This window comes from Kineococcus halophytocola (assembly GCF_041276425.1).
GTDB classification, from domain to species: domain Bacteria; phylum Actinomycetota; class Actinomycetes; order Actinomycetales; family Kineococcaceae; genus Kineococcus; species Kineococcus halophytocola.
On record NZ_JBGFTU010000013.1, the window covers coordinates 34,829 to 61,351 of the forward strand.

At 75.4% G+C, this 26,523-nt stretch carries 25 protein-coding genes; 11 read left to right on the forward strand and 14 right to left on the reverse strand.

Going from position 1 to position 26,523, the window contains the following annotated elements; all coding sequences use genetic code 11:
* Window positions 1–21: 21 nt before the first annotated feature.
* On the reverse strand, window positions 22–1,974 hold the full coding sequence (locus tag AB2L27_RS12455; RefSeq protein WP_370441793.1) for a S9 family peptidase: 1,953 nt from the start codon (window positions 1,972–1,974) through the stop codon (window positions 22–24).
* 62 nt (window positions 1,975–2,036) lie between these two features.
* Between AB2L27_RS12455 and AB2L27_RS12460 the strand changes: the two genes are divergently transcribed.
* Window positions 2,037–2,918, forward strand: coding sequence for an RDD family protein (locus tag AB2L27_RS12460; protein ID WP_370441794.1), 882 nt, complete (start codon window positions 2,037–2,039; stop codon window positions 2,916–2,918).
* 35 nt (window positions 2,919–2,953) lie between these two features.
* On the opposite strand, the gene AB2L27_RS12465 is transcribed toward AB2L27_RS12460, so the two are convergent.
* The 4 genes from AB2L27_RS12465 to AB2L27_RS12480 all read right to left on the reverse strand — a co-directional run bounded on the left by AB2L27_RS12465 (window position 2,954) and on the right by AB2L27_RS12480 (window position 9,068).
* Window positions 2,954–3,442 carry a hypothetical protein gene (locus tag AB2L27_RS12465; RefSeq protein ID WP_370441795.1) on the reverse strand — a complete coding sequence of 163 codons (489 nt, stop codon included), beginning with the start codon at window positions 3,440–3,442 and terminating at the stop codon, window positions 2,954–2,956.
* Window positions 3,443–3,474: 32 nt separating this feature from the next.
* Entirely contained in the window at window positions 3,475–5,502 is a 2,028-nt protein-coding gene (gene glgX / locus AB2L27_RS12470; protein ID WP_370441875.1) for a glycogen debranching protein GlgX, read from the reverse strand.
* Window positions 5,503–5,599: 97 nt separating this feature from the next.
* The gene (ahcY, locus tag AB2L27_RS12475; protein ID WP_370441796.1) at window positions 5,600–7,075 is read right to left on the reverse strand and encodes an adenosylhomocysteinase; all 1,476 of its coding nucleotides are present in this window, start codon (window positions 7,073–7,075) and stop codon (window positions 5,600–5,602) included.
* Between the two features lie 118 nt (window positions 7,076–7,193).
* Window positions 7,194–9,068, reverse strand: coding sequence for a sensor histidine kinase (locus AB2L27_RS12480; RefSeq protein WP_370441797.1), 1,875 nt, complete (start codon window positions 9,066–9,068; stop codon window positions 7,194–7,196).
* Window positions 9,069–9,186: 118 nt separating this feature from the next.
* Between AB2L27_RS12480 and AB2L27_RS12485 the strand changes: the two genes are divergently transcribed.
* The 9 genes from AB2L27_RS12485 to AB2L27_RS12525 all read left to right on the forward strand — a co-directional run bounded on the left by AB2L27_RS12485 (window position 9,187) and on the right by AB2L27_RS12525 (window position 18,549).
* Window positions 9,187–10,179, forward strand: a complete 993-nt coding sequence (locus AB2L27_RS12485) for a hypothetical protein (RefSeq protein WP_370441798.1) — start codon at window positions 9,187–9,189, stop codon at window positions 10,177–10,179.
* The gene (locus tag AB2L27_RS12490; RefSeq protein ID WP_370441799.1) at window positions 10,176–10,742 is read left to right on the forward strand and encodes a hypothetical protein; all 567 of its coding nucleotides are present in this window, start codon (window positions 10,176–10,178) and stop codon (window positions 10,740–10,742) included. Before AB2L27_RS12485 ends, AB2L27_RS12490 begins: the two co-directional genes overlap by 4 nt.
* The gene (locus tag AB2L27_RS12495) at window positions 10,735–12,141 is read left to right on the forward strand and encodes a glycosyltransferase family 2 protein (RefSeq protein ID WP_370441800.1); all 1,407 of its coding nucleotides are present in this window, start codon (window positions 10,735–10,737) and stop codon (window positions 12,139–12,141) included. Before AB2L27_RS12490 ends, AB2L27_RS12495 begins: the two co-directional genes overlap by 8 nt.
* An 11-nt stretch (window positions 12,142–12,152) precedes the next feature.
* Window positions 12,153–13,058 (forward strand): hypothetical protein, encoded by a 906-nt coding sequence (locus AB2L27_RS12500; protein ID WP_370441801.1) that lies wholly within the window; start codon window positions 12,153–12,155, stop codon window positions 13,056–13,058.
* The gene (gene wecB / locus AB2L27_RS12505; protein WP_370441802.1) at window positions 13,051–14,163 is read left to right on the forward strand and encodes a non-hydrolyzing UDP-N-acetylglucosamine 2-epimerase; all 1,113 of its coding nucleotides are present in this window, start codon (window positions 13,051–13,053) and stop codon (window positions 14,161–14,163) included. The genes AB2L27_RS12500 and wecB overlap by 8 nt, the downstream gene beginning before the upstream one ends.
* Window positions 14,164–14,304: 141 nt before the next feature.
* The gene (locus AB2L27_RS12510) at window positions 14,305–15,045 is read left to right on the forward strand and encodes a septum formation family protein (RefSeq protein ID WP_370441803.1); all 741 of its coding nucleotides are present in this window, start codon (window positions 14,305–14,307) and stop codon (window positions 15,043–15,045) included.
* A complete protein-coding gene (wsfD, locus tag AB2L27_RS12515; RefSeq protein WP_370441804.1) occupies window positions 15,042–16,115 on the forward strand; it encodes a glycan biosynthesis hexose transferase WsfD in 1,074 nt (357 codons plus the stop codon). Before AB2L27_RS12510 ends, wsfD (AB2L27_RS12515) begins: the two co-directional genes overlap by 4 nt.
* Window positions 16,112–16,552 (forward strand): glycan biosynthesis hexose transferase WsfD, encoded by a 441-nt coding sequence (wsfD, locus tag AB2L27_RS12520; protein ID WP_370441805.1) that lies wholly within the window; start codon window positions 16,112–16,114, stop codon window positions 16,550–16,552. Before wsfD (AB2L27_RS12515) ends, wsfD (AB2L27_RS12520) begins: the two co-directional genes overlap by 4 nt.
* A 95-nt stretch (window positions 16,553–16,647) precedes the next feature.
* The gene (locus AB2L27_RS12525; protein ID WP_370441806.1) at window positions 16,648–18,549 is read left to right on the forward strand and encodes an EAL domain-containing protein; all 1,902 of its coding nucleotides are present in this window, start codon (window positions 16,648–16,650) and stop codon (window positions 18,547–18,549) included.
* An 18-nt stretch (window positions 18,550–18,567) separates the two neighbouring features.
* Here the strand turns inward: AB2L27_RS12525 and AB2L27_RS12530 are convergent, their stop codons facing one another.
* From AB2L27_RS12530 to AB2L27_RS12550, 5 genes are all read right to left on the reverse strand, one after another.
* Window positions 18,568–19,725, reverse strand: a complete 1,158-nt coding sequence (locus AB2L27_RS12530; RefSeq protein ID WP_370441807.1) for an SIS domain-containing protein — start codon at window positions 19,723–19,725, stop codon at window positions 18,568–18,570.
* A complete protein-coding gene (locus AB2L27_RS12535) occupies window positions 19,722–19,934 on the reverse strand; it encodes a Trm112 family protein (protein ID WP_370441808.1) in 213 nt (70 codons plus the stop codon). Before AB2L27_RS12535 ends, AB2L27_RS12530 begins: the two co-directional genes overlap by 4 nt.
* Window positions 19,931–21,400, reverse strand: coding sequence for a phosphomannomutase/phosphoglucomutase (locus AB2L27_RS12540; protein ID WP_370441809.1), 1,470 nt, complete (start codon window positions 21,398–21,400; stop codon window positions 19,931–19,933). Before AB2L27_RS12540 ends, AB2L27_RS12535 begins: the two co-directional genes overlap by 4 nt.
* A gap of 73 nt (window positions 21,401–21,473) precedes the next feature.
* The gene (locus tag AB2L27_RS12545) at window positions 21,474–21,743 is read right to left on the reverse strand and encodes a hypothetical protein (RefSeq protein WP_370441810.1); all 270 of its coding nucleotides are present in this window, start codon (window positions 21,741–21,743) and stop codon (window positions 21,474–21,476) included.
* An 87-nt stretch (window positions 21,744–21,830) separates the two neighbouring features.
* A complete protein-coding gene (locus AB2L27_RS12550) occupies window positions 21,831–22,247 on the reverse strand; it encodes a DUF3499 domain-containing protein (protein ID WP_370441811.1) in 417 nt (138 codons plus the stop codon).
* Window positions 22,248–22,334: 87 nt separating this feature from the next.
* Between AB2L27_RS12550 and AB2L27_RS12555 the strand changes: the two genes are divergently transcribed.
* A complete protein-coding gene (locus AB2L27_RS12555; protein ID WP_370441812.1) occupies window positions 22,335–22,769 on the forward strand; it encodes a metallopeptidase family protein in 435 nt (144 codons plus the stop codon).
* Window positions 22,770–22,790: 21 nt separating this feature from the next.
* Here AB2L27_RS12555 and AB2L27_RS12560 read toward each other — a convergent pair whose 3' ends face one another.
* Genes AB2L27_RS12560 through AB2L27_RS12575 form a run of 4 tightly spaced genes read right to left on the reverse strand, consistent with a single transcriptional unit; the run spans window position 22,791 to window position 26,380 of the window.
* Window positions 22,791–23,348 carry a GTP-binding protein gene (locus tag AB2L27_RS12560; RefSeq protein WP_370441813.1) on the reverse strand — a complete coding sequence of 186 codons (558 nt, stop codon included), beginning with the start codon at window positions 23,346–23,348 and terminating at the stop codon, window positions 22,791–22,793.
* 25 nt (window positions 23,349–23,373) lie between these two features.
* Window positions 23,374–23,853, reverse strand: coding sequence for a DUF742 domain-containing protein (locus AB2L27_RS12565; protein ID WP_370441814.1), 480 nt, complete (start codon window positions 23,851–23,853; stop codon window positions 23,374–23,376).
* A complete protein-coding gene (locus AB2L27_RS12570; RefSeq protein ID WP_370441815.1) occupies window positions 23,850–24,290 on the reverse strand; it encodes a roadblock/LC7 domain-containing protein in 441 nt (146 codons plus the stop codon). Before AB2L27_RS12570 ends, AB2L27_RS12565 begins: the two co-directional genes overlap by 4 nt.
* A gap of 2 nt (window positions 24,291–24,292) precedes the next feature.
* Window positions 24,293–26,380, reverse strand: coding sequence for a HAMP domain-containing protein (locus AB2L27_RS12575; protein WP_370441816.1), 2,088 nt, complete (start codon window positions 26,378–26,380; stop codon window positions 24,293–24,295).
* Between the last annotated feature and the right edge of the window lie 143 nt (window positions 26,381–26,523).

Below are 26,523 nucleotides of genomic sequence, written 5' to 3' on the forward strand. Positions count from 1 at the left end.
GTCTGCCCGGGAGGGGCGGGCTCAGCGCAGGGCCAGGCGCGGCACCCCCGGCGGGTCGAACCCCCACACCTGCCCGTAGAAGGACAGTTCGGCCTCCAGGCTGGCGACGACGTTCTCGGCCCGCCGGAACCCGTGCTGCTCGCCGGGGAAGACGACCAGGGCGTGCGGCAACCCCTTGCGGTGCAGGGCGTCGGCGAACGCCTCGGCCTGCCGGCGGGGGACGACGGGGTCGTCGGCGCCCTGGAGCAGCAGGACCGGGCAGCTCAGCCCGTCGACGTGGTGCAGCGGGGCGCGCTGCGCGTAGACGTCGGCGGCCGCGGGCAGCGGGCCGACGAGGGTGTCCAGGTAGCGGGACTCGAAGTCGTGGGTGTCCTCGGCCAGGGCCCGCAGGTCCGCGACGCCGTAGTAGGAGGTCCCGGCGGAGAAGGCGTCGGTCCGGGTGAGGGCGGCCAGGACGGTGAACCCGCCGGCGCTGCCGCCGCGGATCCCGACCTTCCCCGGCGCGGCCAGCCCCCGGTCCACGAGGTGGCGGGCCACGGCCGCGCAGTCCTCGACGTCGACGATCCCCCAGTTCCCGTCCAGGGCCTCCCGGTAGGCGCGGCCGTAGCCGGTGGACCCGCCGTACTGGACGTCGACGACGCCGATGCCGCGGGAGGTGAAGAACGCCACCTCCGGCGAGTACGCCGCGAGCGACTGCGCCGTGGGCCCGCCGTGGACGAACAGCACGTGCGGCGCCGGGCCGTCGTGCGGGTGGTCGGGGTGGGTCGGGGAGTAGCGGTAGGCGTGCACCGACCGGCCGCCCTCGCTGGGGACGGTGAGGAACTCCGGCACCGGCAGGTAGGCCGGGTCCGGGGACGGCCCCGCGGTCCGGGCGGTGAGCACGGCCCCGTCCGCGGCCGAGACCCGGACCACGCGCGCGGCCAGCTCCGGGGAGGCCGCGACGGCCCCGATCCACCCCCCGGCCGCGGCGACCGCGGGCAGGTAGGCGGTGAACGGCAGGTCGAGGGCGTCGAGCCGGCCGCTGCGGCGGTGCACGACGTCGAGCCGGGGCCCGACCCCGCCCCCGGAGGCGGCGTGCAGCAGCGCGATCCGGTCGTCGTCCGGGCCCTCCCCGAGCGCGGCCCAGGAGGTGGTGCCGAACGTCCACGGCGGAAACCCCTGCTCGGCGTCCTCGGGCAGCACCGGCCGCAGCTCCCCGTCGGCGCCGACCTCGCACAGGTTCCAGAACCCGCTGCGGTCGCTCACCACGAGCACGGTCCCGTCGGGGGCGAACCCGGGGTGGACGAGGGACTCCCGGCCCTGCCCGCCCACCAGGACGCGGGCGCCGGTCAGCCGGGGGCCGTCCGGGCCCTGCGACAGCTCCCCGGTCCACAGCTGCGTCCGCTGCCAGGGCATGTCGGGGTGGTCCCAGCCGGTCCACACGAGCCGGCGCCCGTCGGGGGACACGCGCGGGGCGGCCAGGAACCCCGGGCCGGTGAACAGCTCGGCGGGGCCGGCGGTGGCCGCCGACCCGTCGAGCCGGACGTGGACGAGGCTGCGGCGCAGCGCCCCACCGCGCCCGGTGGCGCGCTGGTCCTCGGCGACGAGCAGGACCCCCTCGCCCCACGGGGCCGGGTCGGCGTAGCGGACGCCGTCGGCCGGCACGAGGGCGCGGGGCTCGGCCCCGGGGGCGGGGACGTGGAACCACCGCTGGTCGGCCGCGGAGGCCAGCACCAGCCCGCCCCCGGGCACCGGTGCCCACGACGCCCCGCCGTACTCGTGGACGCGGGTGCGGGCGTCCAGGCCGGGGGCGAACTCCTCCACCCGTCCGTCCGGGCCGCGGCGCAGCACGGCGACGCGCCCGCCCTCGGCCGGGCGCCCCTCGGCCCACCAACAGGTGCCGTCCGCGGCGACGGCGACCCCGGAGAACCGCAGGCCGGCGGCGGCGACGTCGGCGGCCGACACCGGCGAGGTCCACGCTCCGTGGGAGTGCACCGGCCCACCGTAGTCCCGGCGGCCGCACCGGTCCCGGGGGTGCCCGTCGGTACCGTGGGGGTGTGAGCACGCCGCCCCCCGCGCCCGTGGACGGACCCCACCGGCCGCCCCCGGCAGGCCCCGCGGGTCCGGTCGCCGAGGCGGTCGCCGACCCGGTCGGGGAGATCGTCACGGGCGAGGCGGTCGTCCTCGGTCTGCGCGCCGCCTCCTTCGCCTCCCGCATCCTCGCCGCGGTGCTGGACGCCGTGGTCGTCGGGATCGTCCTCGTGGCGGCGTTCGTCGCCGCGACGTCGCTGCTGAGCGACAGCACCGAGGCGACGACGGCCGCCATCGGGCTGAGCCTGAGCGTGCTGTGCCTGGTGGGCATCCCGGCGGCGGTGGAGACGGCCACGCGGGGCCGTTCGGTCGGCAAGCTCGTCGTGGGGGTCCGGACCGTCCGCGACGACGGCGGCCCGGTGCGGTTCCGGCACTGCCTGGTCCGCGCGGTCACGGGGGTCTTCGAGCTGTGGGCCCTGGCGGGCAGCCCGGCCATCATCTGTGCGCTCGTCACCGCGCGCGGCAAGCGCCTGGGCGACCTGCTGGCGGGCACCTACGTGGTCCGCGAGCGCACCGCGGCCCGGCACCGTCCCCTGCCCCCGATGCCCCCGGAGCTGGCCGGCTGGGCGCGCACGGCCGACATCGGGCGGCTGCCGCTGGCCACGACGACGGCGGCCCGGCAGTTCCTGGCCCGCACGGGCACGCTGAACCCCGCCTCGCGGGAGGCGCTGCGCGTGCAGCTCGCCGACGCCCTGCTGCCGCACGTCTCCCCCGCCCCGCCGCCGGGCACCGACCCCGAGCGCTTCCTCGTCGCGGTGCTCGTCGAGCGCCGGGACCGGGAGTTCGCGCGGATGGAGCGGCGGGAGAACCGGACCCGGGAGCTGGAGCGGACCATCGGACGCTCCTGACGCCCTGAACCCCGACCCCGGCCCCGCGCCGGGGGTCAGAGCAGGGGCAGGACCTCCCCGGCCGTCCACGGGCGCAGCGTCAGCACCGTCGTCGTCTCCGGCAGCCCCGCCTGCGGCCAGGCCACGGTGAGCTCGAGGCGGTGGTCGCGAGCCACCTCCTCGGGCCGGACGTCGATCCAGAAGGTCGCGTCGAGGTCGTAGGCGTCCTCCCCGCCGGACCCCCGCGCCTGGGAGGGGTCGGCGAAACCCTCGTGCCCGCCGACGCGGACGGCGACGGCGGGTTCGGACCAGCCCTGCGGCCCGTCCTCGTCGACCCCGCCCCACTGACTCTGCCGCAGCGCGGCCTCGGCCTGGACGCCCTCGGCACGCAGCACGAACGGCAGCGACAGCCCGTCAGCGTGGGCGAAGACGCAGCGCAGGGCCGCGACGATGCCCGTGGCCCGGGCCAGGACGACGGGGCCGTGCACGACGGCCCCGAGGTCCTCCGGTTCGACGGCGGGCGGCCAGCGGTGAGGACTCAGCACCCCCCGATCGTGCCAGGGTGCCGCCCGCGGGGTCAGGCCGAGCGCAGCACCGTCGTCGACCACTCCCCCACGAGCAGCTCGCCGACCTCGCGGCCGACCTCCTGCTGCGGGTCCGACGACACGACGAGCGTCCACGGGCCGCCCGGCGCGGGCGGGACGGTGAACTCGACGGGGTTGGTGGCCCCGTTGACGAGCAGCAGCACCGTCGCGGACCCCTCGGCCTGGAACTGCACGGCGTAGGCGCGGGCGTTCGCGTCGTCCCACTCCTCCTGGCCCATCGGCTCGCCGTCGGCGCGCAGCGAGACGGTGTTCGGCCCGGCGGTCCCGGAGAACCACTGCGGCCGCAAGGCAGGCGTCTCGCGGCGCAGGGCGATGAGCTCGCGGGTGAAGGCGAGCAGGTCGGCGTCCACGGCCGACCAGTCGAACCAGGAGATCTCGTCGTCGTGGCAGTAGGCGTTGTTGTTGCCCTGCTGGGTGCGGCCGAACTCGTCCCCGCCGAGGATCATCGGGATGCCCGCGCTGAGCAGCAGCGTGGTCAGCAGGTTGCGCCGCTGCCGGGCGCGCAGGGCGTTGACCCCCTCGTCGTCCGTGGGCCCCTCGGCACCGCAGTTCCACGACCGGTTGTCGCTCTCGCCGTCGGCGCCGCCCTCGCCGTTGGCGTCGTTGTGCTTCTCGTCGTAGGCGGTGAGGTCGGCCAGGGTGAACCCGTCGTGGGCGGTGAGGAAGTTCACGCTGCACAGCGGGGACCGGCGGTCGGCCTCGTAGACGTCGGGGCTGCCGGTGATGCGCTGGGTCAGGTCCCCCAGCGACCCCTGGCCGCGCCAGAAGTCGCGGACGTCGTCGCGGTACTTGCCGTTCCACTCCGACCAGCGGGCCGGGAAACCCCCGACCTGGTAGCCGGCGGTGTCCCAGGGCTCGGCGATGAGCTTGGCGGGGGCCAGCACCGGGTCCTGGTGGACGATGTCGAGGAACGCGGAGTGGACGTGGGCGTCGCCCCACTGCCGGGTCAGCGTCGTGGCCAGGTCGAAGCGGAACCCGTCGACGTGCATCTCGGTCACCCAGTAGCGCAACGAGTCCAGGACCAGCTGCAGCGCCGCGGGGTGGGAGACGTTGAGGGAGTTCCCGGTGCCGGTGGTGTCGAAGTAGTTCTCCGGGTCCTCCTCCACGACGCGGTAGTAGGACCCGTTGTCGATGCCCTTGAGGGACAGCGTCGGGCCCTTGTGGTTGCCCTCGGCGGTGTGGTTGTAGACGACGTCCAGGACCACCTCCAGACCCGCGGCGTGCAGGGCCTTGACGAGCTCCTTGAACTCGGCGACCTGCCCGCCGCCGCCGCCCCCCTGGACGTGAGAGGCGCTGTACTCGTTGTGCGGGGCGAAGAACCCGATCGAGTTGTAGCCCCAGTAGTTGCGCAGGCCCTTCTCGGCCAGGTGGGAGTCCTGCACGAACTGGTGCACCGGCAGCAGCTCGACGGTCGTCACCCCGAGGTCGAGGAGGTGCTGGATCGCGGCCGGGTGCGCCAGACCCGCGTACGTGCCGCGGATCTCCTCGGGCACGTCGGGGTGCCGCTGGGTGAACCCCTTGACGTGCACCTCGTAGACGACGGTGTCGGCGTGCGGGACCCGCGGCGGGGCGTCGTCGCCCCAGTCGAAGGCCGGGTCGACGACGACGGCCTTGGCCACCGACCCCGCCGAGTCGGCGTCGTTGCGCTGCTCGGGGTCGTCGAAGGTGTGCCCGAACGTCTCCTCCCCCGCGCCCCAGGACCCCTCGACGGCCAGGGCCCACGGGTCGAGCAGGAGCTTGGCGGGGTTGTGCCGCAGGCCCTCGCCCGGTTCCCACTCCCCCTCCACGCGGAACCCGTAGCGGGTCCCGACGCCGCCGGGGACCAGGCCGTGGAACACGTGCCCGGTCCGCTCGTCCAGGCGGTGGCGCGTCTCGGCGCCGTTCTCGTCGAAGACCGCGACGTCGACGGCCTCGGCCGTCTCGGAGTACACGGCCACGTTCAACCCGTTCTCGCGCAGGGTGACGCCGAGGGGGTAGGGGGTGCTCTCGTTCACCCTCAGATCGTGCGGCCTCCGGGCGCCGTCCGCGCGCCGGGGCACGACGGCGCCCGGCCCCCCGAGGGGTGCCGGGCGCCGGTGGTGCCTCGGTGGTGGTGCCTCAGTAGCGGTAGTGCTCGGGCTTGTACGGGCCCTCGACGTCGATGCCGATGTACTCGGCCTGCGACTTCGTCAGCTCGGTGAGCCGGACGCCGAGGGCGTCCAGGTGCAGGCGCGCGACCTTCTCGTCGAGCTTCTTGGACAGGCGGTGCACCCCGACGGGGTACTCCTCGGGCTTGGTGAACACCTCGATCTGGGCGACGACCTGGTTGGCGAAGGAGTTCGACATGACGAAGCTCGGGTGCCCCGTCGCGTTGCCCAGGTTCAGCAGCCGGCCCTCGGACAGGACGATGACGCTGTGCGCCTGCACCGCGTCCTCGCCGGTGCCGGAGGCGGGGATGCGCCACTCGTGCACCTGCGGCTTGATCTCGACCTTCTCCACGCCCGCGATCCGGCCCAGGCCGGCCATGTCGATCTCGTTGTCGAAGTGGCCGATGTTCCCCACCAGGGCCTGGTGCTTCATCTTGGCGATGTCGGCCGCCATGACGACGTCCTTGTTGCCCGTGGCGGTGATGAAGATGTCGGCGGTGCGCACGACGTCCTCGAGGCGGACGACCTGGTACCCGTCCATCGCGGCCTGCAGGGCGTTGATGGGGTCGATCTCGGTGACGACCACGCGCGCGCCCTGGCCGCGCAGCGACTCCGCGCAGCCCTTGCCGACGTCGCCGTAGCCGAGCACGACGGCCGTCTTGCCGCCGATGAGGACGTCGGTGCCGCGGTTGATCCCGTCGATGAGGGAGTGCCGCGTGCCGTACTTGTTGTCGAACTTCGACTTCGTCACCGAGTCGTTGACGTTGATCGCCGGGAAGGGCAGCACGCCGTTGCGGTGGTACTCCGCCAGGCGGTGCACGCCCGTCGTGGTCTCCTCGGTGACCCCGCGGATGCCGTCGGCCACGCGGGTCCAGCGCTGCGGGTCCTCCGCGAGGCTCCCCCGCAGCAGCTCCAGGACGACGGCGTACTCCTCGGAGTCCTCCGGCGTCGTGGCCGGGACCGCGCCGGCGGCCTCGAAGCGCTTGCCCTCCAGGACGAGCATGGTGGCGTCGCCGCCGTCGTCCAGGATCATGTTCGGGCCGATGCGGTGGCCCTGCTCGTCGGTGCCCCAGTCGAAGATGCGCTCGGCCAGCGCCCAGTACTCCTGCAGCGTCTCGCCCTTCCAGGCGAAGACGGGGACGCCCGCGGGCGCCTCGGGAGTGCCCGAGCCCACGACGACGGCCGCGGCGGCCTGGTCCTGGGTGGAGAAGATGTTGCAGCTGGCCCAGCGGACCTGCGCGCCCAGCGCGACGAGGGTCTCGATGAGGACGGCGGTCTGCACCGTCATGTGCAGGGAACCGGCGATGCGGGCGCCGGCCAGCGGCTGGGACTCGCCGAACTCGGCGCGCAGCGCCATGAGCCCGGGCATCTCGTGCTCGGCCAGACGCAGTTCGTGGCGTCCGGCCTCGGCCAGGGAGAGGTCCCGGACCTGGTACTCGAAAGACATTCTCGTCCTCTCGTGACGGTTCGTGACGTTCCCCCGGCACGGCCCCTCTGGGCCCTCGAGCGGCATCACCGCGCGCCGGAGCGCCCTCCAGCCTACGCGGCCGCCGGTCCGGCGGCACTCAGCCCAGGGCGGGGACCGGGCGCGCCGACGGCGGCTGCGCGGCCGGCCGGCCGGCCGTGGTCCGCACCGGCAGGGTGAACCAGAACACGCTGCCCCCGCGGGGGTCGTCGTCGAGCCCGATGTCGCCGCCCAGGCGCAGGACGATGCGCCGGCACAGGGCCAGGCTCAGGTGGTTCGTGCGCCGCTCCACCTCGGCGTCCTCCCCCGCGAAGGGCTCGAAGACGGTGGCCCGGCGTTCGGCCGGGACCCCCAGGCCGCGGTCGCGCACCTCGATGCGCCAGACCTCCCCCCGGAACCGCGACCCGGTCAGGTCGGCGCTGAGGGTGATGACGGCCGGCTGCCCGTACGGGGCGTGCACGACGGCGTTGTCCACCAGCCGTTGCAGCACCTGCTGCAGCAGCCAGGGCTCCCCGACGACCTCCGGCAGCGGCTGGACCTCGATGCGCGGCTGCAGCTCGTCAGGCAGGTGGGCGCTCAGGGCCTCCTGCCCGTCGGCCACGAGGGTGCCCAGGGCCAGCAGGTCGACGGTGCGCTCGGTCAGGGCCATCTCGCTGACCCGGGCGTACAGCAGCAGGTCGTCGACGAGGCGGCGGGCCGTGTCGAGGCGGCGGTCGACCCGGTCCAGCCGGGTCTGCCAGTCCGCCGACGTCCAGCCGTCGGTCTCGCGGGCGGCACCGGCCATCTCGGACAACCGGGCCAGCGGCAGCCGCAGCCGGTCGGCGACCACGGTGCTGTAGGCGTCCAGCTCGGACTCGCGCGTGCGCAGCGCCTCCTCGCTGCGACGCCGGGAGGCGACCTCCTCGGCCAGCTCCACCGTCGCCAGCTCGACGTCGCGCTTGGCGCGCTCGCGGCCGGCGGTGACGGAGAACAGCAGCCCGGCCAGCAGCAGCGAGGCCACCCCGCCGACGACGAGGGCGACGAAGGGGCCCGCACCGGTGGCCCGGTCCTCGGCCGCCCGGGTGGGCACGGCGGACAGGGTCCACCGGCGGGTGCCGGCGATGACGGTGGCGCTCTGCGCCGGGTGGTCGGACAGCCGCCCCTGCTCGTGGACCTGGCCCATGAGGACGGGGGCGGCCCGGTCCGTGGTGTCCCACAGCTGCAGGCGCCCGTCCACGCCGCCGGCCGAGCGGGCGCTGGAGGTCAGCACGTCGCTCACCCGGAAGGCCCCGGCGACCCAGCCGCGGAAGACGTCCTGGTCGACCTGGCCGCGCCCGCCCAGGACCGGGGCGGTGAGGACGACGGACTGCTGCTGCTCCTCGACCGGCAGGGACCGGTCGGCGAGCAGGACGTAGGGCGCCGAGATCGCCAGCGACCCGGTCTCCCGGGCCGTGGTGGCGGCGACGGCGACCGGCCCCACGGCGGCGGCGTCGACCCCGCGCAGGGTCTCGCGCGTGCCGATGCCGCGGTAGGCGACGATGAACCGGTGCTCCCCGACCTGGGTCTGGGCCGGGTGCAGGGTGATGGGGGCGTCGAACTGGGCCCGGAACCGCTCCTGCGCCGCGGTGACGGCCGCCGGGTCCTGCGCCACGGGCACCGTGTAGCTCAGGCTCGACAGCCCCGGCAGGGCGTCGGCGACGGCCGACATGGTGTCGAACTCGGGGTCCTCGGTCGGCGCCTGCTCGGCGATCCCCTGGCTCAGGGCGTCCAGGACGGTGCTGTACTGCTTCACGGCGTCCCCCAGGGCCCGGCCCTGCTCGTCGACCAGCGCCTGGCTGGCCTCCTGGGCCCGGCGGGAACCGGCGGCGTCGAGCCCGAGGCTGACGCCCACGGTGCCGCCGATCCCCACCAGCAGGACCACGACCGGCAGGACGAGCACGGCGGCCCGGCGGCGCAGGCTGCGCGGGGCGGCCGGGGCGGCAGGAGGAGGAGTCACGGTGAGGGCATCGGCAGCGACCGGCTCCTTCTAGACGTCTGCGCCCCCAGGTTGTTGTAGAAATCTAGTACTCGTTCGGCGGATACGGACCGGCCCGGCCCGGTCCGATGCCTTCTGCGTGAACCTGGTGGAACTCGCGGCCCGCAGCACGCCGCCCTCGCCCTCGACCGCGGTGCTGCGCACGCGCGCCCGCCGTCCCGCGGCGCAGGACGTGGCCGGCACCTCGCTGCGCCGCAGCGCCCGCCAGGTCGTCGACGCCCTGGCCGGCTCCAGCGGCCTGGAGACCTGGTACCTGGGGCGGGTCGACGGCGAGACGCTGCTGCCGCTGGCGGTCTCGACCGGGTCCCGGTCCGTGACCACCGGCCGCCGGGTGCGCTGGTCGGACACGCCGTGCCGCCGCATGGCCAGCGGGCTCGGCCCGACCGTGGCCCCCGTGGTGGCCGACGTGCCCAACTACGCCCGCGCCCCCTTCTCCCTCGCCCTGGGGGTCACGGCCTACGCCGGGCTGCCCCTGCACGACCGCGACGGGCGCCTGCTCGGGGTCCTGGCCGGCTGGAGCACCCGCCCGGCACCGGTCGTGACCCCCGGCCTGGAACCGGTCCTGCGGGCCTTCAGCGAGCTGCTCACCCAGGCCCTGGACGCCGAGGTCCGCGACGACGAGGCCCAGCGGGCCACCGAGCGCGAGGCCGTGCGCCGCCGGGCCGCGGACAAGGTCACCTCGCTGTCGAGCCGCACCGGCTGGGGCGCGGTCCTGCGCGAGGAGGACCGGCGCTGCGCCGAGCGCGGCCTGCCCGTCGCGCTGCTCGTCGTCGACGTGGGTCTCGTCCGGTCCTCGGCGCGGCTGCAGCGGGCCACCCAGGCGATCGTGCGGGCCCTGCCCGACGCGCTGGTCTCGCGGCTGAACGCCCGCCAGTTCGGGGCCGTCCTGCCCGACGTGGAACCCGACGAGGTCGCGGCCACCGCCGAGGAGGTGGCGACCGCCCTGCGCTCGGAGGGGTTCACGGCCAGCACCGCCTGGGCGACGTCGGGTGAGGCCGGGGACCTCGGGGCCGTCTGGCTGCTGGCCGAGCAGCGCCTCTACAGCGCCCGCCGCGACGGGGTGCGCCCGTGAGCGCCGTCCCGGTCCCGCCCCCCGCCGGGCGGCTGGCGCCGGCGCTGCGCCGGATCGGCCCCGTGCGCCTCACGCTGACCGCGGCGCTGCTGACCGGCACCGTCGTCCTGCTCGGGCACGACCGCGCCGTGCGGCACGCCGAGGCCTGCGTCTCGGCCTTCCTGGTCCGGCGGACCTGGGGCCCGGAGGCGCGCTGCCTGGCCGACAACACCCTCTACCGGGTCGACGGGGTCCTGGCCGGGCACACCGTGACCATCGGGTGCAGCGCCGTCGTGCTGCTGGTGCCGTTCGTCCTCGTGGCGGCGCTGCTGCTGCCGGTGCGGCGGATGCCGGCCGTCGTCACCCTCGGCTCGCTCGGGGTCGCCGCGGTCGTCGTCGCGACCGTGAACCAGCTGCGGCTGCTGACCATCGCCACCGGCATCCACCTGTGGGGCCTGGAACGCGGCTACGGCGTCACCCACGTCCTGGCGGGTTCGATCGTCAGCACCGTCGGCATCGTCCTGGGCGGGCTGACGTTCCTCGTCCTGCTCACCCGCGGCGCCCGGGCGGTAGGCCGTGGGTAGCGTCCACCTGGGGCTCGCGCTGCTGAACACCGCGGCGTTCGTCCTGTGCGTGCTGTTCCTCAGCTACGTCATCACCGTCCTGCGCCCCTTCCTGCGCCACCGCGAGGTGGACCTCGGCGACCGCGCCGACGTCGACTGGCACATCGTCATCCCGTGCCTGAACGAGGAGACGGTCATCGTCGGCACGGTCCAGCACCTGCTGGACACCTTCCCCGAGGCCACCGTGTGGTGCATCGACGACGACTCCCGCGACCACACCCACGAACTCCTCACCTGGCTGGCGACCCGGCACGAGAAGGTCCGGCTCATCAGCCGCCGCCCCCCGAACGCCCGCCAGGGCAAGGGCGAGGCCCTCAACGAGGCGTGGCGGCGCATCGGCGCCGAACTGCCCGAGGGGGCTGACCGCTCCCGCGTCGTCGTGGGGGTGGTGGACGCCGACGGCCGGCTGGAGCAGTTCTGCCCCGACGTCATCGCCGGCCCCACCCTGTTCGGCGACCCGACCGTCGGCGCCGTGCAGGTGCAGGTGCGCATCACCGAGGACGTCGACGCCCTCGTCGGCACCGACCTGGACCGCCTCGTCGGGTCCCGGGCCCGGACGAGGGGCGACCACCTCCTCGTCCGGTTGCAGGACCTGGAGTTCGCCGGGCCCATCGCCGCGATGCAGTTCCTGCGCCGGCGCACCGGCAGCGTCGCGATGGGCGGCAACGGGCAGTTCACGCGCCTGACCGCCCTGGACGACGTCGCCCGCGAGCACGGGACCCCGTGGCACGGCGCGCTGCTGGAGGACTTCGAACTCGGGTTGCACGTGCTGCTGGCCGGGCACCGCACCGAGTACTGCCACGACACGTTCGTCGCCCAGGACGGCCTGAACAGGGTCGGACCCCTGCTGCGGCAACGGACCCGGTGGTCGCAGGGGAACATCCAGTGCCTGCGGTACCTGTGGGGCGTCCTGAACTCCGAACGCATCTCGATCCCCGGGGCGCTGGAGATCGCGCACTACATGTGGGTCCCGTTCTCGCAGGTCTTCGGCAGCGTGGTGTTCCCCCTCACCGCCCTCGTCACGTGCTGGTACGCGTTCACCGACCCGCAGGGCCCGGACCGCTGGCTGCTCGCCGGCGCCTGGGGCCTGATCCCCCTCGGACTGCTGTTCGGCGTCCTGCCGCACGCGCTGTGGGGGTCCTTCTACCGCACCCACTGCGGGACGTTCGTCACCCGCCGCGGCGCGCTGTGGATGGCCGTGGCGAACATCGGCTACGGGTACCTGCTGCAGATCTGCGCCTGGCGCGCGCTGTTCCGCGTCCTGCGGGGCCGCACCGAGTGGCACAAGACCGCCCGGGCCAACGACCGGCCCGTCGCGGAAACCCCCCTGCCCACCCCCACCCCGGTCCCGAGCACCTGAAGGAGCAGCACATGGACGAGAACACCACCACTCCCCGCCGTTGGGGACGCCTGCTCACCGCGGGCGTCGCCGGGGCCGCCGCCCTCGGGCTGGCGACGGCGACGTCGGCCGCGGCCGACACCTCGGTCGCCACCGCGAACGCGGTGACGGTCGGCGCCCTCGGCTCCTCGGCCATCACCTCCGGGACGGCGACGGCGTTCAACCCGGGGTCGGGGGGGACCTCGACGCAGGCGCAGACCCCGCTGCTGTCGGTCCTGGGCGGGCAGGGCGGCATCACCGCCGGTGCCCTGGTCCAGACCGCGGTGGCCCGCGAGGACGGGACCTCCGCCGCCTGCGCCGGGATCGTCGGCGCCGGCGGTGGCATCACCATCGGGGCCGACGGGAACTGCGCCGTCTCCAACGGTTCGGGCGGCGTGCAGATCACCCTGGTCCCGGGCACCCCCGAGGTGAAGCTCCTCGGCAAGGTCGTGACGCCCGCGATCGAGGGCACGATCCTCAAGGCCGACGCGATCGTCGCCTCCTGCACCGCGTCGTCCGCACCGGGCTCCACCAGCAGGGTGACCCTGGCGAACGCCCGGGTCACCACCGCCGGGGTGACGGTGCTCACCCTGAAGGCCGATCCCGGCCCCAACGACGGGGTGGAGGTGAAGGGGATCGCGACCCTGGCCCTGCACACGGTGCCGACCAACCCGACCGGGACGGTCCAGGCCACCGCCCTGACGATCAACCTCCTGACCGGGGTCGCCGCGGTCAACCTCGGCACCGTCACCTGCGGCGCCAACGCGCAGACCGTCCCCACCGACGCCCTGCCCGGCCCCACCCTGCCCCTGGCCGCCGCGGCCGTGGCCGCCGTGGGCCTGCGGTTCCGCCGTCCCGTCCTGCAGGCCCTCACCGGCAGGAGCACCCGCCGTGGCTGACGAGAGCACCGACCTCACCGGCAAGGTCGCCGTCGTCTTCGGCACCCGCCCGGAGATCATCAAGCAGGCGCCCGTCCTGCACGCCCTGGGCGCCGACGGCGCGCGGGTCTTCACCGGTCAGCACTACGACCCGGAGCTGACCGACGCGGTCCTGCGGTCCTGCGGGCTGGAGCCGCTGGCGCGCGCCGTCGAGGGCGTCGGCGGCGGCACCCGCGCCCAGCAGGTCGCCAGGATGGTCGACCGGCTCGCCGACCGCTTCACCCGGCAGCGCCCGCGGGCGGTCGTGGTGCAGGGCGACACCAACACCGCCAACGCCGGCGCGCAGGCGGGGCACTACCTGGGGATCCCCGTGGTCCACGTGGAGGCCGGTCTGCGCAGCCACGACCGGTCGATGCCGGAGGAGACCAACCGGCTGCTGATCTCCGCGCTGGCCGACGTCCACTGCGCCGCGACGCCGGAGAACGCGCGCAACCTCCTCGACGGCGCCGTGCCCGCGGGGTCGGTGTTCGTCACCGGCAACCCCGTGGTGGAGGCGGTGACGGCCCTGTGCCCGTCCGAGGAGGAGACCGCGCGGCTGCTCGCCGAGCACGGCGTGGCCCCGGGCGGCGTGGTCGCGACGGTGCACCGGCCGGAGAACACCGACGACCCCGCCCGGCTGGGGGTGCTGCTGGACGGTCTGGGCCGGTTGGGCGTCCCGGTCGCGCTGCCGCTGCACCCGCGCACCCGCAAGGCGCTGGCGGCGTGGGGGGTGGCGGTGCCCGCGGCGGTGCGCGTGCTGCCCCCGGTGGACTACCGGACGTTCCTGGCCTTCACCCGCAGCGCCCACCTGCTGGTGTCCGACTCCGGCGGGGTGCAGGAGGAGGTCACCGTGCTGCGCAAACCCCTGGTGGTGGTGCGCACCAGCACCGAGCGCCCGGAGTCGGTCGCGGCCGGGTTCTCGGTGCTCAGCGAGCCGGCCGACCTGGTGGAGCACGCCGAGCGGATGCTGTCGGCGGAGTCGCTGGCGCGCATCGCGGCGGCCCCCAGCCCCTACGGCGACGGGCTGGCCGCGCAGCGGATCGCGACGCTGGCCCGGGACGGAGCGGTTGTGCTGCAGCAGGTCTGAGTGTCCCGACCGCTCAGGGTGGTGGGCGGGGTGCCGATGGGGAGGGGTCACCGGCGCGAACAGGAGCCCCCCGTGCGACGTCACCCCCCTGCCCACCCGCCCCGCCGGTCACGGCCCCGGCGGGGCCCCGCCGCGGTCCCCGTGCTGGCGCTCGTCGCGCTGCTCACCGGCGCCTGCGGGGCCCCGCCGGTGGGGATGGCCACCGACGCCGTCCGGATCGGCACGTGCAAGGACAAGACGACGGCCGAGGAGATGACCGGGCTCAGCGACAGCTCCCCCGCCGTGCCGTGCACGACGCCGCACACCCTGGAGACGTACGCCTTCGGCACCCTGACCGGGGAGGTCTCCCGGCTGGGGCCGGACCGGCCGGAGCCGGAGGTCCTCGGCTCGGGCACGAGCTGCCCGCTGGAGCCCCTGCGCCCCTACCCGGGGGCCGGGGAGCTGGACAGCCAGTGGGGTGTGTCCGTCTTCGTCAAGCACCCCACGCGCAGCGAGTGGCGGCGGGGGGTGCGCACCGTGCTGTGCGACCTCGTCGTGGAGGCCCCGCCGGCCACCGTCCCCCGCCTCGACGTCCCGCTGCGCGGGATCATGGCCCACCCCGACTCCGCCCGGGTGCGCCTGTGCGCGGACGGGGAGGCGCTGCTGACCTGCGAGCGCCCGCACGACGCCGAACGCGCCGGGGACGTGGACCCCGGGGTGGCCGACGCCGACCGGCGGGCCGCCTGCGAGGACAACGGCCGCGCCTACACCGGCACCGCCCCCGGTGCCGGCGGGGCCGGCTGGCGCGCGCAGGTCCGCGGGGAGGGCCGGACCCAGTGCTGGCTGGTCACCGATGGCGCCCCGCGCACGGGCACCCTGCGCGCCGGGCTGGTGGCGCGGTGAGCGGCCTCGTCCGTGCGCGGCGCACGGCCCGGAGGGCGCTCTCGTCGCCGTTCGCGCTGCTGACGGCGCTGTGCAGCTCCCTGTTCGCCCTGCGGATGCTGGGCGGCGGCCTCATCGGCATGAGCGACCAGGGCGACGGGCACCGCCTGCTGTGCCAGCTGGGTCTGCGCCAGGGCAACGGCTACGACACCTCCACCCGGGACTGGTTCCACCCCCTCTGGTACGACCACACCTGGTACGGGGAGGACTGCGGCGCCGTCGGGGAGCCGTACCGCTCGACGCAGCTCGTCGTGGCCTGGGTCGCCACCCGCCTCACGCACGCCCTCACCGGCCTGGACGGGCTGGACCTGCGGTTCGTGGCCCTGCTGTCCTCGGTGCTCGTCGGTGCGCTCATCGCGGCGATCGCCGTGCTGGCCGCGCGCCGGTGGGTCACCCGGGTGCTGCTGGCCGGGGCGCTGTTCGTCACGACCGCCGACGGCGCCTTCGCCGGGTACTTCGCCTCCGCCTCCTCCGAACCGGGCAGCTTCACCGGCCTGCTCGCCCTGACGGCCGCGGTCCTGGCCCTGCTGCGCACCCCCCGCGTGCGGGTGCACCACCTGCTGCTGGTGACCGCGGCCACCGCGCTGCTGATCGGCGCCAAGACGCAGAACGCCACCGTGCTGGCCGCGGTGGTGCCCCTGCTGCTGCTGCGCCCCCTGGCGTCCCGGCGTCCCGGTGCCGCCCCGGGGTCCTCGGGCTCCCAGCTCCTGCGGCGGCTGCCCGCGCTCGGCCTGGCCGTCGCCCTCGTGGCGGGCTCGGGCGCCTACCTGCACGCGCAGCCGGACCGCTTCACCACCCAGAACGACTACGCCGCCGTGTTCATCGAGATGCTGCCCCACAGCCCCGACCCCGTCGGCGACCTCCGCGCCCTGGACCTGCCCGTCGCGATGGCGGAGTCCTCGGGGATCGCCATCGGCGCGCCGGGCAGCGCCGCCAACTCGCTCGACTTCGTCGGGTTCAGCGAGCGCGCCGGCCTGACCCGGCGGGTGCTCGTCTACCTGCAGGCCCCCCCCAGCGCCTGTGGTCGATGATGGTCCGCGGGGTGGAGGGCATGGGCGTGCTGCGCGCGGACTACGTCTACTCCTACCCGGCCTCCGCCGGGCACCCCCGGGGAGCCTTCGAGTGCCGGGTGTGCGTGGTGCAGGACTTCTGGAAGGGCGCCTTCGACGGCAGGCCCGCCCTGCTCATCGCCACCTACCTGCTGTGCGCGGCCGTCTGCGCCACGATCACCCTCACGCGCCGGCGCCAGCTCGCCACCCGCGCGATCAGCGGCACCGCCCTGGTGCTGCTGGTGGCCCTGACCTCGCAGTTCTGGGTGGTCATGCTCACCGAGGGTGCCTCCGACCTCGTCAAGCACATGGTCGGTGCGAACTTCACCCTCGCCCTCGTGGTCGTGCTGACGCTCGCCGCGCTCTGCGCGTGCGCGGTGCGCGACCCGCAGGACGTCCCGCCCCCCGCGGCGGGCTGAGGCACCGTGCGACGGGACGGCCCCGGGTCCCGCCCGAGGTCGCGGTGTCACCCGTACGGCCGATGGATGGGGCCGGTCCGGCCTCCGATTTCTAGATGGTGACCAGTCGAAGCAGTGCGCCGACCGCCGACCTCGGCGACGAGGGCCCCAGCCGCTCCCTCGTCGGGGCCGGGTACCTGCTCACGAGCATGGTCGGCGCCTCGGTGGCGCTGGTGCCCGGGTGGGCGGACGTGCACCGCGCGCCGGTCCTGGTCATCGCGGCGATGGGGTTCACCAGCAGCCTGGCCATGCTGCTGACCCGCCGGTGGCCGCTGCCCGGCCCCCGGACGGGGGTCGTGTCCGCCGCCGTGTCCACCTCCGTGCTCGTCTGGTGCGCGGACGGGTCCGCGGCCGTGGGGGTGCTCGTGGGCCTGTACGCGGCCACGGCGGTGCACATCCCGTTCCTGGGCTCGACCCGCCGGGTCGTCGGGGCCACGGCGCTGCCGTTCGTGCTGCTGCCGGTGGCCCTGGTCACCTCCGGGCACCCCGAGCAGGTGCCGGGCTGGCTGTTCGCCCTGCCCGCCGCCACCGTGCTGCCGGTCCTGGGGGTCCGGTCCCTGCTGCTGCTGGCCGCCCACCGGGCCCGTCGGCACGCCAGCTCCGAGCTGCTGAACCGGGCGGGGCTGCTGGAGACCTGCGCCCACCGGCTGCAGGAGGGCGACGGCCTGGGCGGGCAGGTGACGGTGAGCGTCGTCCACTTCGACGACCTGCGCGAGCTGCGCCTGGCGCTGGGGCCGGCCGCGGCCGAGGAGGTCATCACCGAGTGCGCCCTGCGGGCCGGGGACCTGCCCGGGGCGGTCGTGGCCCGGCTGGACCAGGACACCCTCGCGGTGGTGCGGCCCGCCGAGCTGAACGGCACCGGGGACCCGACCCGCACCGCGCAGGACGAGGGCCGGGTGCTGCGCCAGGTGCTGCGCGAGCACGTGGTCCTGACCGGCGACGGCCCCGGCCAGGGGCTGCAGGTCCGCCCGGACGTCTCGGTCGGGGTGGCCTGCGCCCCCGAGCACGGGCGCGAGGTCGACGCCCTGCTCGCCCTCGCCGACGTCGCGGCCGTCCACGCCGTCGAGGACCAGCACCGGGTGGCGGTCGCGGAGGGGGCGGCGACCGTGGACGCCGACGCCCTGCGCCTGCACGCCGAGCTGCCCGCGGCCGTGCAGGAGGGCCAGCTCCGCGTCCACTACCAGCGGCTCGTGGCCGCCGGCACCGGCCGCACGCTGGGCCTGGAGGCGCTGGTGCGCTGGCAGCACCCCACCCGGGGGCTGCTGGGGCCGTGCGCGTTCGTGCCGCTGGCCGAGCGCAGCCACGCGATCGTCGGGCTGACCCACTGGGTGCTGCGCACTGCCGCCGCCCAGTGCGCCGCGTGGCGCGCCGCGGGCCACGAGGTGTCGGTGGCGGTCAACGTCTCCCCCGTCGTCCTGGGCGACCCCTCCCTCGTCAACGCCGTGCGCCGGGCCATCACGACGAACGGGCTGGCCCCGGGCGTCCTGACGCTGGAGGTCACCGAGAGCGCCCTGCTGCTGGACCCCGAAGGTGCCGCGACGGTGCTGGCCGCGCTGCGCGAGGCCGGTGCGCGGGTGTCCATCGACGACTTCGGCACCGGTTACACGTCCCTGACGATGCTGCGCCAGCTCGCGGTGGACGAGCTGAAGATCGACCGGTCCTTCGTGGTGGCCGCCCCGCAGGCCCCGGCCGACGCGGCCATCGTGCGGGCGCTGGTGGACCTGGCCCACCGCCTGTCGATGCACGTCGTCGCCGAGGGCGTGGAGGACGCCCGCACCGCCGACCTGGTGCGCGACCTGGGCGCGGACGTGCTGCAGGGGTACCACTTCGCCCGGCCGGTCCCGGCCGAGGAGGTGTTCGCCCCGGCGGACGTCCCGGCCCGCCCCGTCCCCGCGGCCGTCCCCACGGCCGTCCCCACGGCCGTCCCCACGGCCGTCCCCGCGACCACCGCCGGTTGAACCGACCGGGCCGGCAGGTCAGCCCAGCCGGTCCTTGAGGTCGGCGACGTGCGGGGACAGCGCCGGGTCCGTCCCCGAGGCCAGCGCGAGGTAGGCGGCCGCGAAGTCGGTGCGGGCCACGAGCTGGGCCAGCCGCTGGGCCGGGGACCCGTTCTCGGCCACGACCTCCGAGGTCCGCACGCCCGCGTCGGTCGCCGTCGTCGTGACGGCGTCGGCCAGGCGGCGGTCCTCCTCGCGCACGGCGGCGGGGGCGTCGCGCAGGACGACCAGCCGCATCCGGGGGTCCGCGGGCCCGTCGAGGAACGGGTCGGCGAACACGTCCTCGACGCCGGCGGCGAAGGGGCCGCCGAAGGTCGCCACCACCTCGCTGGCGTCGTCGGGCAGGGCCCCGCTGACCGCGGGCACGCGGGCGGTGCGGGCCAGCATCGAGGCGGCGCGGCGGGCCGCGGCGGCCGTGAGGTCCCCGTCGGCCAGCACCACCGGCACGGCCCCGGACAGCTCCAGGGCCAGCGTCTTGGCGGGGTTGACGAACGTCTCGGTCCAGGGCCGGGACGCCTCGGCCTCGGCGTCGAGGCGGTCGGCCACCCCGGCCAGGTCGGCCGGGCCCGCGCTCAGCAGCGTCATCGCGTCGCAGGCCAGCAGCACCGGCGTCAGCAGCGACCACAGCGCGACGCGCGAGGACCGCGGGTCGCCGCCGTCGGCGCGCACGCCGCGGGCGGGCCGGACCTGGACGTTGCCGTGCCGGGCCCCCACCTCGGCCAGCGGGGAGCCCTCCCCCGCGACCGTGACGACGCGGGCACCGCGGCGGGAGGCCTCGACGGCGAGCGCCACCGGTCCCGGCGCCCGGCCGGACAGCGAGACGGCGATGACGAGGTCCAGCGGCCCGACCCAGCTCGGCAGCGGGCCGCCGTGGCGGACGACGACAGGCACGGGGCAGTTGCGCCCGGCGAGGGCGGTGAGGACGTCGGCGACGGCGGAGCTGCCGGCGAGGGCAGCGACGACGACGGCGCGGGGGCGGTCGTCGTCGGCCAACCGGGCCAGGCCGGCCTCGGCGGACAGGTCCAGCGCCTCGCGGACCTGGGCCCCGGCGCTGGCCAGGGCGCGCAGGACACCGCCGACGTCGGCCGCGGCGAGGGCGTCGCCGTCGGCGAGCAGGGTCTCGTCCAGGGCGGTCACGCGCGGTCCCCCCTCTGCTGCGGGACGTCGAGGGCGGCGTCGGCCAGCAGCACCGGGACGCCGTCGACGACGGGGTAGCGGATGCCGTCGGGGGTGGCGAGGAACGTCTCCCCGTCGACGGTCGCGGGGCTCAGGGGCTGACCGGTGAGCGGGCAGCGCAGGAGCTGCAGGACCCACTCGCTCACCGGGGCGCCGTCGGCCGCGCTCACGCCGACTCCCCGCGGACGATCGCGAGGACCCGGTCGCGGATCACGGCCATCGTCGCCTCGTCGGCGCCCTCGGCGTTCAGCCGCAGCAGCGGTTCGGTGTTGGAGGCGCGCAGGTTGAACCACCACATGGGCTGGGCCGCCGAGGCGGGGTGGAACACGGTGACCCCGTCGAGGCGGTCGACCTCGACCGTCTCCCCCTCTGCCGCAACCGTTTCCGTGATCGCCGCCACGACGGCCTCGGTGACGGCGGCGGCGTCGGCGACGGTGGAGTTGATCTCCCCGCTGGCGGCGTACAGCTCGTACTCGGCGGCCAGCTCGGACAGCGGGCGGTCCTGCTCGGCCAGGGCGGCCAGGACGTGCATCGCGGCGAGCATCCCGGTGTCGGCGGACCAGAACTCGCGGAAGTAGTAGTGCGCGGAGTGCTCCCCGCCGAAGACGGCGCCCTCCTCGGCCATGCGCTGCTTGATGAAGGAGTGCCCCACCCGGGTGCGCACGGGGGTCCCGCCGTCGGCGGCGACGAGCTCGGGCACGGCGCGGGAGGTGATGAGGTTGTGGATGACGACCGGCCGGCGGCCGGCGCGCAGCTCCTTGGCGATCTCGCGGCGGGCGACCATCGCGGTGACGGCGCTGGGGCTGACGGGGGCGCCCTTCTCGTCGACGACGAAGCAGCGGTCGGCGTCGCCGTCGAAGGCCAGGCCGATGTCGGCGCCCTCGGCCGGGACGGCGGCCTGCAGGTCGAGGAGGTTCTTCGGGTCCAGCGGGTTCGCCTCGTGGTTCGGGAACGTGCCGTCGAGCTCGAAGTACAGCGGGACGACGTCCAGCGGCAGGGCGGGCAGGCCCGCGTCGTCGCCGAGGACGGCCGGGGCGGTGAACCCGCCCATGCCGTTGCCGGCGTCGACGACGACCTTCAGGCGGCGGCCGCCGGTGAGGTCGACCAGGGAGCGCAGGTGCGCGGCGTAGGCCTTCAGCAGGTCCTGCTCGTCGACGGCCCCGACGGCGCCGGTGCCGTCGGGGACCTCCCCGGAGTCCAGCCAGCTCTGGGCGAGGTCGCGCACGGCGGACAGGCCGGTGTCCTGCCCGACGGGCCTGGCCCCGGCGCGGCACAGCTTGATCCCGTTGTACTGCGCGGGGTTGTGGCTGGCGGTGAACATGGCGCCGGGGACGTCGAGGAACCCGCTGGCGAAGTAGAGGCCGTCGGTGGAGCACAGGCCGATGACGGTGACGTCGACGCCGCGGGAGGCGACCCCGTCGGCGAAGGCGGCGGACAGCTCCGGGGAGGAGGGCCGCATGTCGTACCCGACGACGGCCTTGGCGCCCTGACCGGCGGGCGTCTCGGGCAGGACGACGACCTCGGCGAAGGCGGCGCCGATGGCGCGCACGACGCGGGCGTCGAGCTGGTCGGGGACGGTGCCCCGGACGTCGTAGGCCTTGATGACGGACGACAGGTTCACGGTCGGGGCGCTCACGGCGGCGAGCCTACAAGCGGGCCCCGGCGGGCGACGCTGCCGCGGAGCCCGGCGCTGCCCCGGTCGGGTGGTCTCAGCGCTTGCGGGAGCGTTCCAGGATGCCGTCCACGCTCAGCGGGCCCGCGGCCGAGGACCAGCTGCGCTCCTCGCACACGTGGCAGGAGACGAACTGCACGGGGGTGCCGTCGGTGAGGGACATGGTCAGCTGGGTGACGCGCTCGCTGCCGCAGTGGGTGCAGGCGGCGTTCTCGCGGTGGGCGGCCTGGGTCAGCGACCCCAGCGGCGGCGCGGTGCGGGCGGCGCGGGGGCGACGAGCGGCGCGGGGGGTGTCGGCGGCTGGCACGGCAGTCCATCGGCACCGCCGCCGCGGGCTTGAGACGTCACAGCGGACGACCTCGGCCGCCGCACCGGGACGCCCGGTCCTGGTCGTTCAGTCCTGGTCGTGGTCGCCGATGACGCGCAGGTGACCGCGCCGGACCGCCGGGGCGTCCGGGTCGATGCCCCGCGCACCCCTGCCACCGGCCGGGCGGTCCCGGACGGCGTCGACGAGGGCGTCGAGGTCGTCGTGGTGCTTGGCCGCCTCCAGCAGCTCCGGGGCCAGCCGCACGACCTCCCAGCCGCGCGGGGCGGTGAGCCGCTCGGCGTGCACGGCGCACAGGTCGTAGGTGTGGGGTTCGGCGAACGTGGCCAGCGGCCCCAGGACGGCGGTGGAGTCGGAGTACACGTAGGTCAGGGTCGCCACGGCGGTCCCCCCGCACGCGGTCCGCGAGCAGCGCCGGGCGCTGGGTGCGGTGGATCGGCCGGCTCCCGGGCGGGAGGCGTTCGTTCCTGGGGTGCGGGTGGTCACGCGCGGCACGCTACCCCCCAGCGCGGTCCCCCGCCGAGCACCGCGCCGCGCACCGGGGCGGGGGCGCGCCGCGGGTACTCTCGCCCGGTGGTCCTCCGACGCCGGGCTCAGACCCGCCCCCGCCGACGCCGTGACCGCCACGGCCGCGGTCTGCGCGGGCCGCTGCTGCCCGCCTCGCTGCCGGCCGCGCGCACGCGGGCCGAGCGCTTCGACGACCTCGTGCTCGACGCCGTGGAGCTGCTGGAGCGGCGCTGGGCCGAGCAGCTCGCGGGGGTGGAGTTCGCCGTGGAGGACGTCCCGCCCTCGGACCCGGCCCCGTGGGAGGACGACGTCGTGCCCCTGGGCCGGTTGTTCCCGTCCCAGGGGCAGCGTCCGGCCCGGGTGGTGCTGTACCGCCGTCCGCTGGAGACGCGCGCCGACGGCGACGACCTCGACGACCTCGTCGCCGACGTGGTGGTCGAGCAGGTGGCGCACCTGCTCGACCTGCCACCGGAGGACGTGGACCCCCGCTACGGCGAGTGAACCCCGCCCGCCCGGGGGACCTCAGGCCGCCTTGGCCCGCGACAGGATGAGCTGCAGCAGGGTCAGGACGGCCCGCTTGACGTCCTCGCGGCTGCGGGCGTCGAGGGCGACGACCGGGACGGCGGGGTCGACGTTGGCCGCGGCCCGCACCTGCTCCAGCGTGAGCTGGCTGCGGCCGGCGAAGGAGTTGACGGCCAGCACGAACGGCAGGCCGATCTTCTCGAAGTAGTCCAGCGCCACGAAGCAGTCGTCGATGCGGCTGGGGTCGACCAGGACGATGCCGCCGAGGGCGCCGTCGGCCAGGTCGTTCCACATGAAGCCGAACCGGTCCTGCCCGGGGGTGCCGAACATGTACAGGATGATGCTGTCGTCGATGGTGACCCGGCCGAAGTCCATGGCCACCGTCGTCGTCGTCTTCTCGCTGCCCTCCCCGGCGTAGTCGACGCCGACCGAGGCCGAGGTCATGGCGGCCTCGGTGCTCAGCGGCTCGATCTCCGAGAGGGCGCCGACGGTGGTGGTCTTGCCGACCCCGAACCCGCCGGAGACGAGGATCTTGACCGGGATGGGGGGGCGTTTCACGGCGACCGCAGCGGGCGGCCGGACGTCAGAGGGCAGCGACACCGTTGATCAACCTCTCGATGAACGAGACGTCGAACGCGAGGGACTTCGCGGTGGACGTCGTGATGAGCAGTTCACGGCCGACGAGGTCGCCGACCAGGACCTGGGCCACGCCCAGGGGGATGCCGACGAGGGCGGCCACCTCGGCGACCGACCGCGCCTGCGCGCACACCTGCAGGACCTGACCGGACTCGAAGGCCAGCGACCGGGCGGCCACCGCCTGCTCCCCCTGCGGGGTGAGCACGGCGGTGGTCTCCATGGCGATCCCGGCCGCACCGCCGCCGGTGCGCCCGCCGGTGAGGAGGTAGGCGCGGACCTCCTCACCGTCTCCCACCCCGTCCTCCTCCCCCGCCGCCGGGACGGTGCCCGGGGCGGTGGAGGAGGTGGGGGTGGGGGTCCCCGCCCCGAGGAACGGGCGGTCGAACTCGTCGAAGTCCTCGACGTCCTCGAACGCGTCGGGGTTCACAGCTGCAGGGACGTCTTCAGCTCGGTGACCAGCTCGGGCGTCAGCAGCGACCCGACCCGCTCGACGAGCATCGTCGTCTCGTAGCCGACGAGACCCAGGTCGCAGTCGGCGGCGGTGACGACCCCCAGGCAGGCCCGGCCCGCGATGGAGGACACCAGCAGGTAGCCGGAGCCGAACTCGGTGATGACCTGGCTCAGCGGGCCCTTGGACAGCAGGCGCGAGGCCGAGACGGCCAGCGTCGTCAGGCCCGAGACCGTGGCGGCGAGCTTGTCGGCGTCGGCGCGCACGAGGTCGGCGCGCATGGTCATGAGCAGGCCGTCGGAGGACACCCCGATGGCCTGTTCCACGCCCGGGGTCTGCTCGACGAAGCGCTCGAGCAGGAAGTTCACGTCCTGCGCGTTCTGGCTGACGGTCGCACTGGTGACGTCGATGCTCATGATCACTCGCTCTCGGGGTGCGCTGCGGTGGCTTCGTCGGACGTGGTGGGGCTGAGGAGGTCGGCGCTGTCGCGGCGGGCGCGCGAGACGCCGCTCTGCAGGCCGGACAGGCCGCGGCGGACCTGCTCGGCCGAGCGGGAGGTGGTCGCCGTCGCCGCGGCGTCCTGGCCGGTGTCGGGCAGCTGGGCACCGCGCACCCGGGTGGGCACGACCGGTGCGGACGGCGCGGAGAGCGCCTGGGCCGGCAGCGAGGCCACGACCGGGCCGGAGCCGGTGTCGGCCGTGCGGCCCAGGTCGCGGCCGAGCTCACCGAGCTGGGCGCCGCGGACGCGGGCGGAGGGGACGGCCGGGGCCGACTCCCGGACCGGGGCCGGGGCGGGGGTCGCCGGGGCGGGGGCCAGGGCCTCGACCGGGGCGGGCTGCACGGCCTGCACCGCGGCGACGAGCGCGGGCTCGGCGACGGGGACGACGGGCGCGCTGACCGGGGCGATGACGGCGGCCTCGGCCGGGGCCTCGGCCGAGGCCTGGACGGGGGCCCCGACGGGGGCCTCGACGACGAGCGAGGCGGGCAGCTCGACCGTCGCGACGACACCCGCGCTCGGCCCGGCGGACAGGACGACCCCCATCGACCAGCGGTCGGCCAGCAGACCGACGACGTGGTGCCCCAGCAGGCGCGAGTCCGGGCGGGTCAGGGCCGCGTAGGCGATGCGGCCGTTGGCCTCGTCCAGCTCCTCGGCGCTCATGCCGATGCCGGCGTCGGCGATGGTGATGCGGTACCCGCCCTCCAGGGTGGCCGCACCGGTGACCACGACCCGGGTGCTGCCGGCGGAGAACGCGGTGGCGTTCTCCAGCAGCTCGGCCAGCAGGTGGGTGGTGTCGGCGGCGGCGCTGCCGTGCAGCGTGACGTCGTCCAGGGCGGACAGGTCGACGCGGGAGTAGTCCTCGATCTCGGCCAGGGCGGCGCGCACGACGCTGGCGACCTTGACCGGGCGGGACTTGGCGCGGGTCTGCTCGGCACCGGCCAGGACGAGCATCGACTCGGCGTTGCGGCGCACGCGGGTGGACAGGTGGTCCAGCTTGAACAGCTTGTCCAGGACCTGCGGGTCGCGCTCGCCGCGCTCCAGGTCGGCCAGGAAGGCCAGGGTGCGGCTGAGCAGGTTCTGGTTGCGGCGGCCGAGGTTGACGAGCATCTCGGCGGCGGCGCGGTCGGCGCGGTGCTGCTCGACGGCCAGGTCCAGGGCGCTGTCCTGGACGTGGTTGAAGGCGACGGCCAGGTCGGCCAGCTCGTCCTTCGCCTGGACCGAGAACGCGGGCAGCGTGGGCGGCGTGGCGTCGGCGGGCATGGCGCGCACCGCGCTGATGGCCGCGGGCAGGCGCTCGGAGGCGACCTCGTCGGCGCGGGCCGTGAGCTGGCGCAGCGGGGTGACGACGGTGCGGATGAGGGCCAGCAGCATGAGGGCCACCAGGCCGACGGCCAGGACGGCGAAGCCGATGATGAAGCCCTGGGCGGTGCGCGCGGTCTGCGCGGCGGTGTCCTGGGCGGCGGCGTCGCGCGCCTCGACGGAGGCGGCGAGCTCGTCGGTCAGCGCCACGATGGAGGTGAAGGCGTCCAGACCGTTGCGCAGGTAGTTCTCGGCGTCGCCGACGCGGTCGTCGCGGTAGGCGATGAGCGCGCGGTTGTTGAAGTCGAACCAGTTGTCCCACAGCGTGATGAGCTGCTTGTTCATGTCCTGCTCGCGCGGGGTCATGATGTCCAGCGGCGCGGTGAGCAGGTCCAGGCGCAGGGCCTGCTTGTCCCGCTCCAGGCCGGCGTAGTTCACCGAGGCCGGGTCCAGGGCGGCGGCGGTGCCGATGCGGTAGGTGTCGAACGCGACGCCGATCTGCCAGCCCGAGACGGTGGCGCTCCAGAACTTCTGCTGCGTGGCGTACTGCACCACCCGGGAGGTCTGCCGGGTGTTGTCCATGGCCTGCGACTGCGCGTGGCTCCCGACGTAGGCGACCAGGCCGGTCAGCAGGGTCAGCGTCAGGATCACCCCGAACGCGATGGCGAAGCGTGCGCCCACCCGGACGCGACGCAACAAGAAGGTCATCCTTGCTCCTCTTCCAGCGGGGCGCCCTCGCGGTCGAGGCGCACCGGACAGTCATCGGTGACGGTGCTCGCCGGGAGACCGGCGCTGGAAGATGGATCGTCGTGCCGCGGCGGGACCTGCAGCCGCCGAACGGATGATCCTGA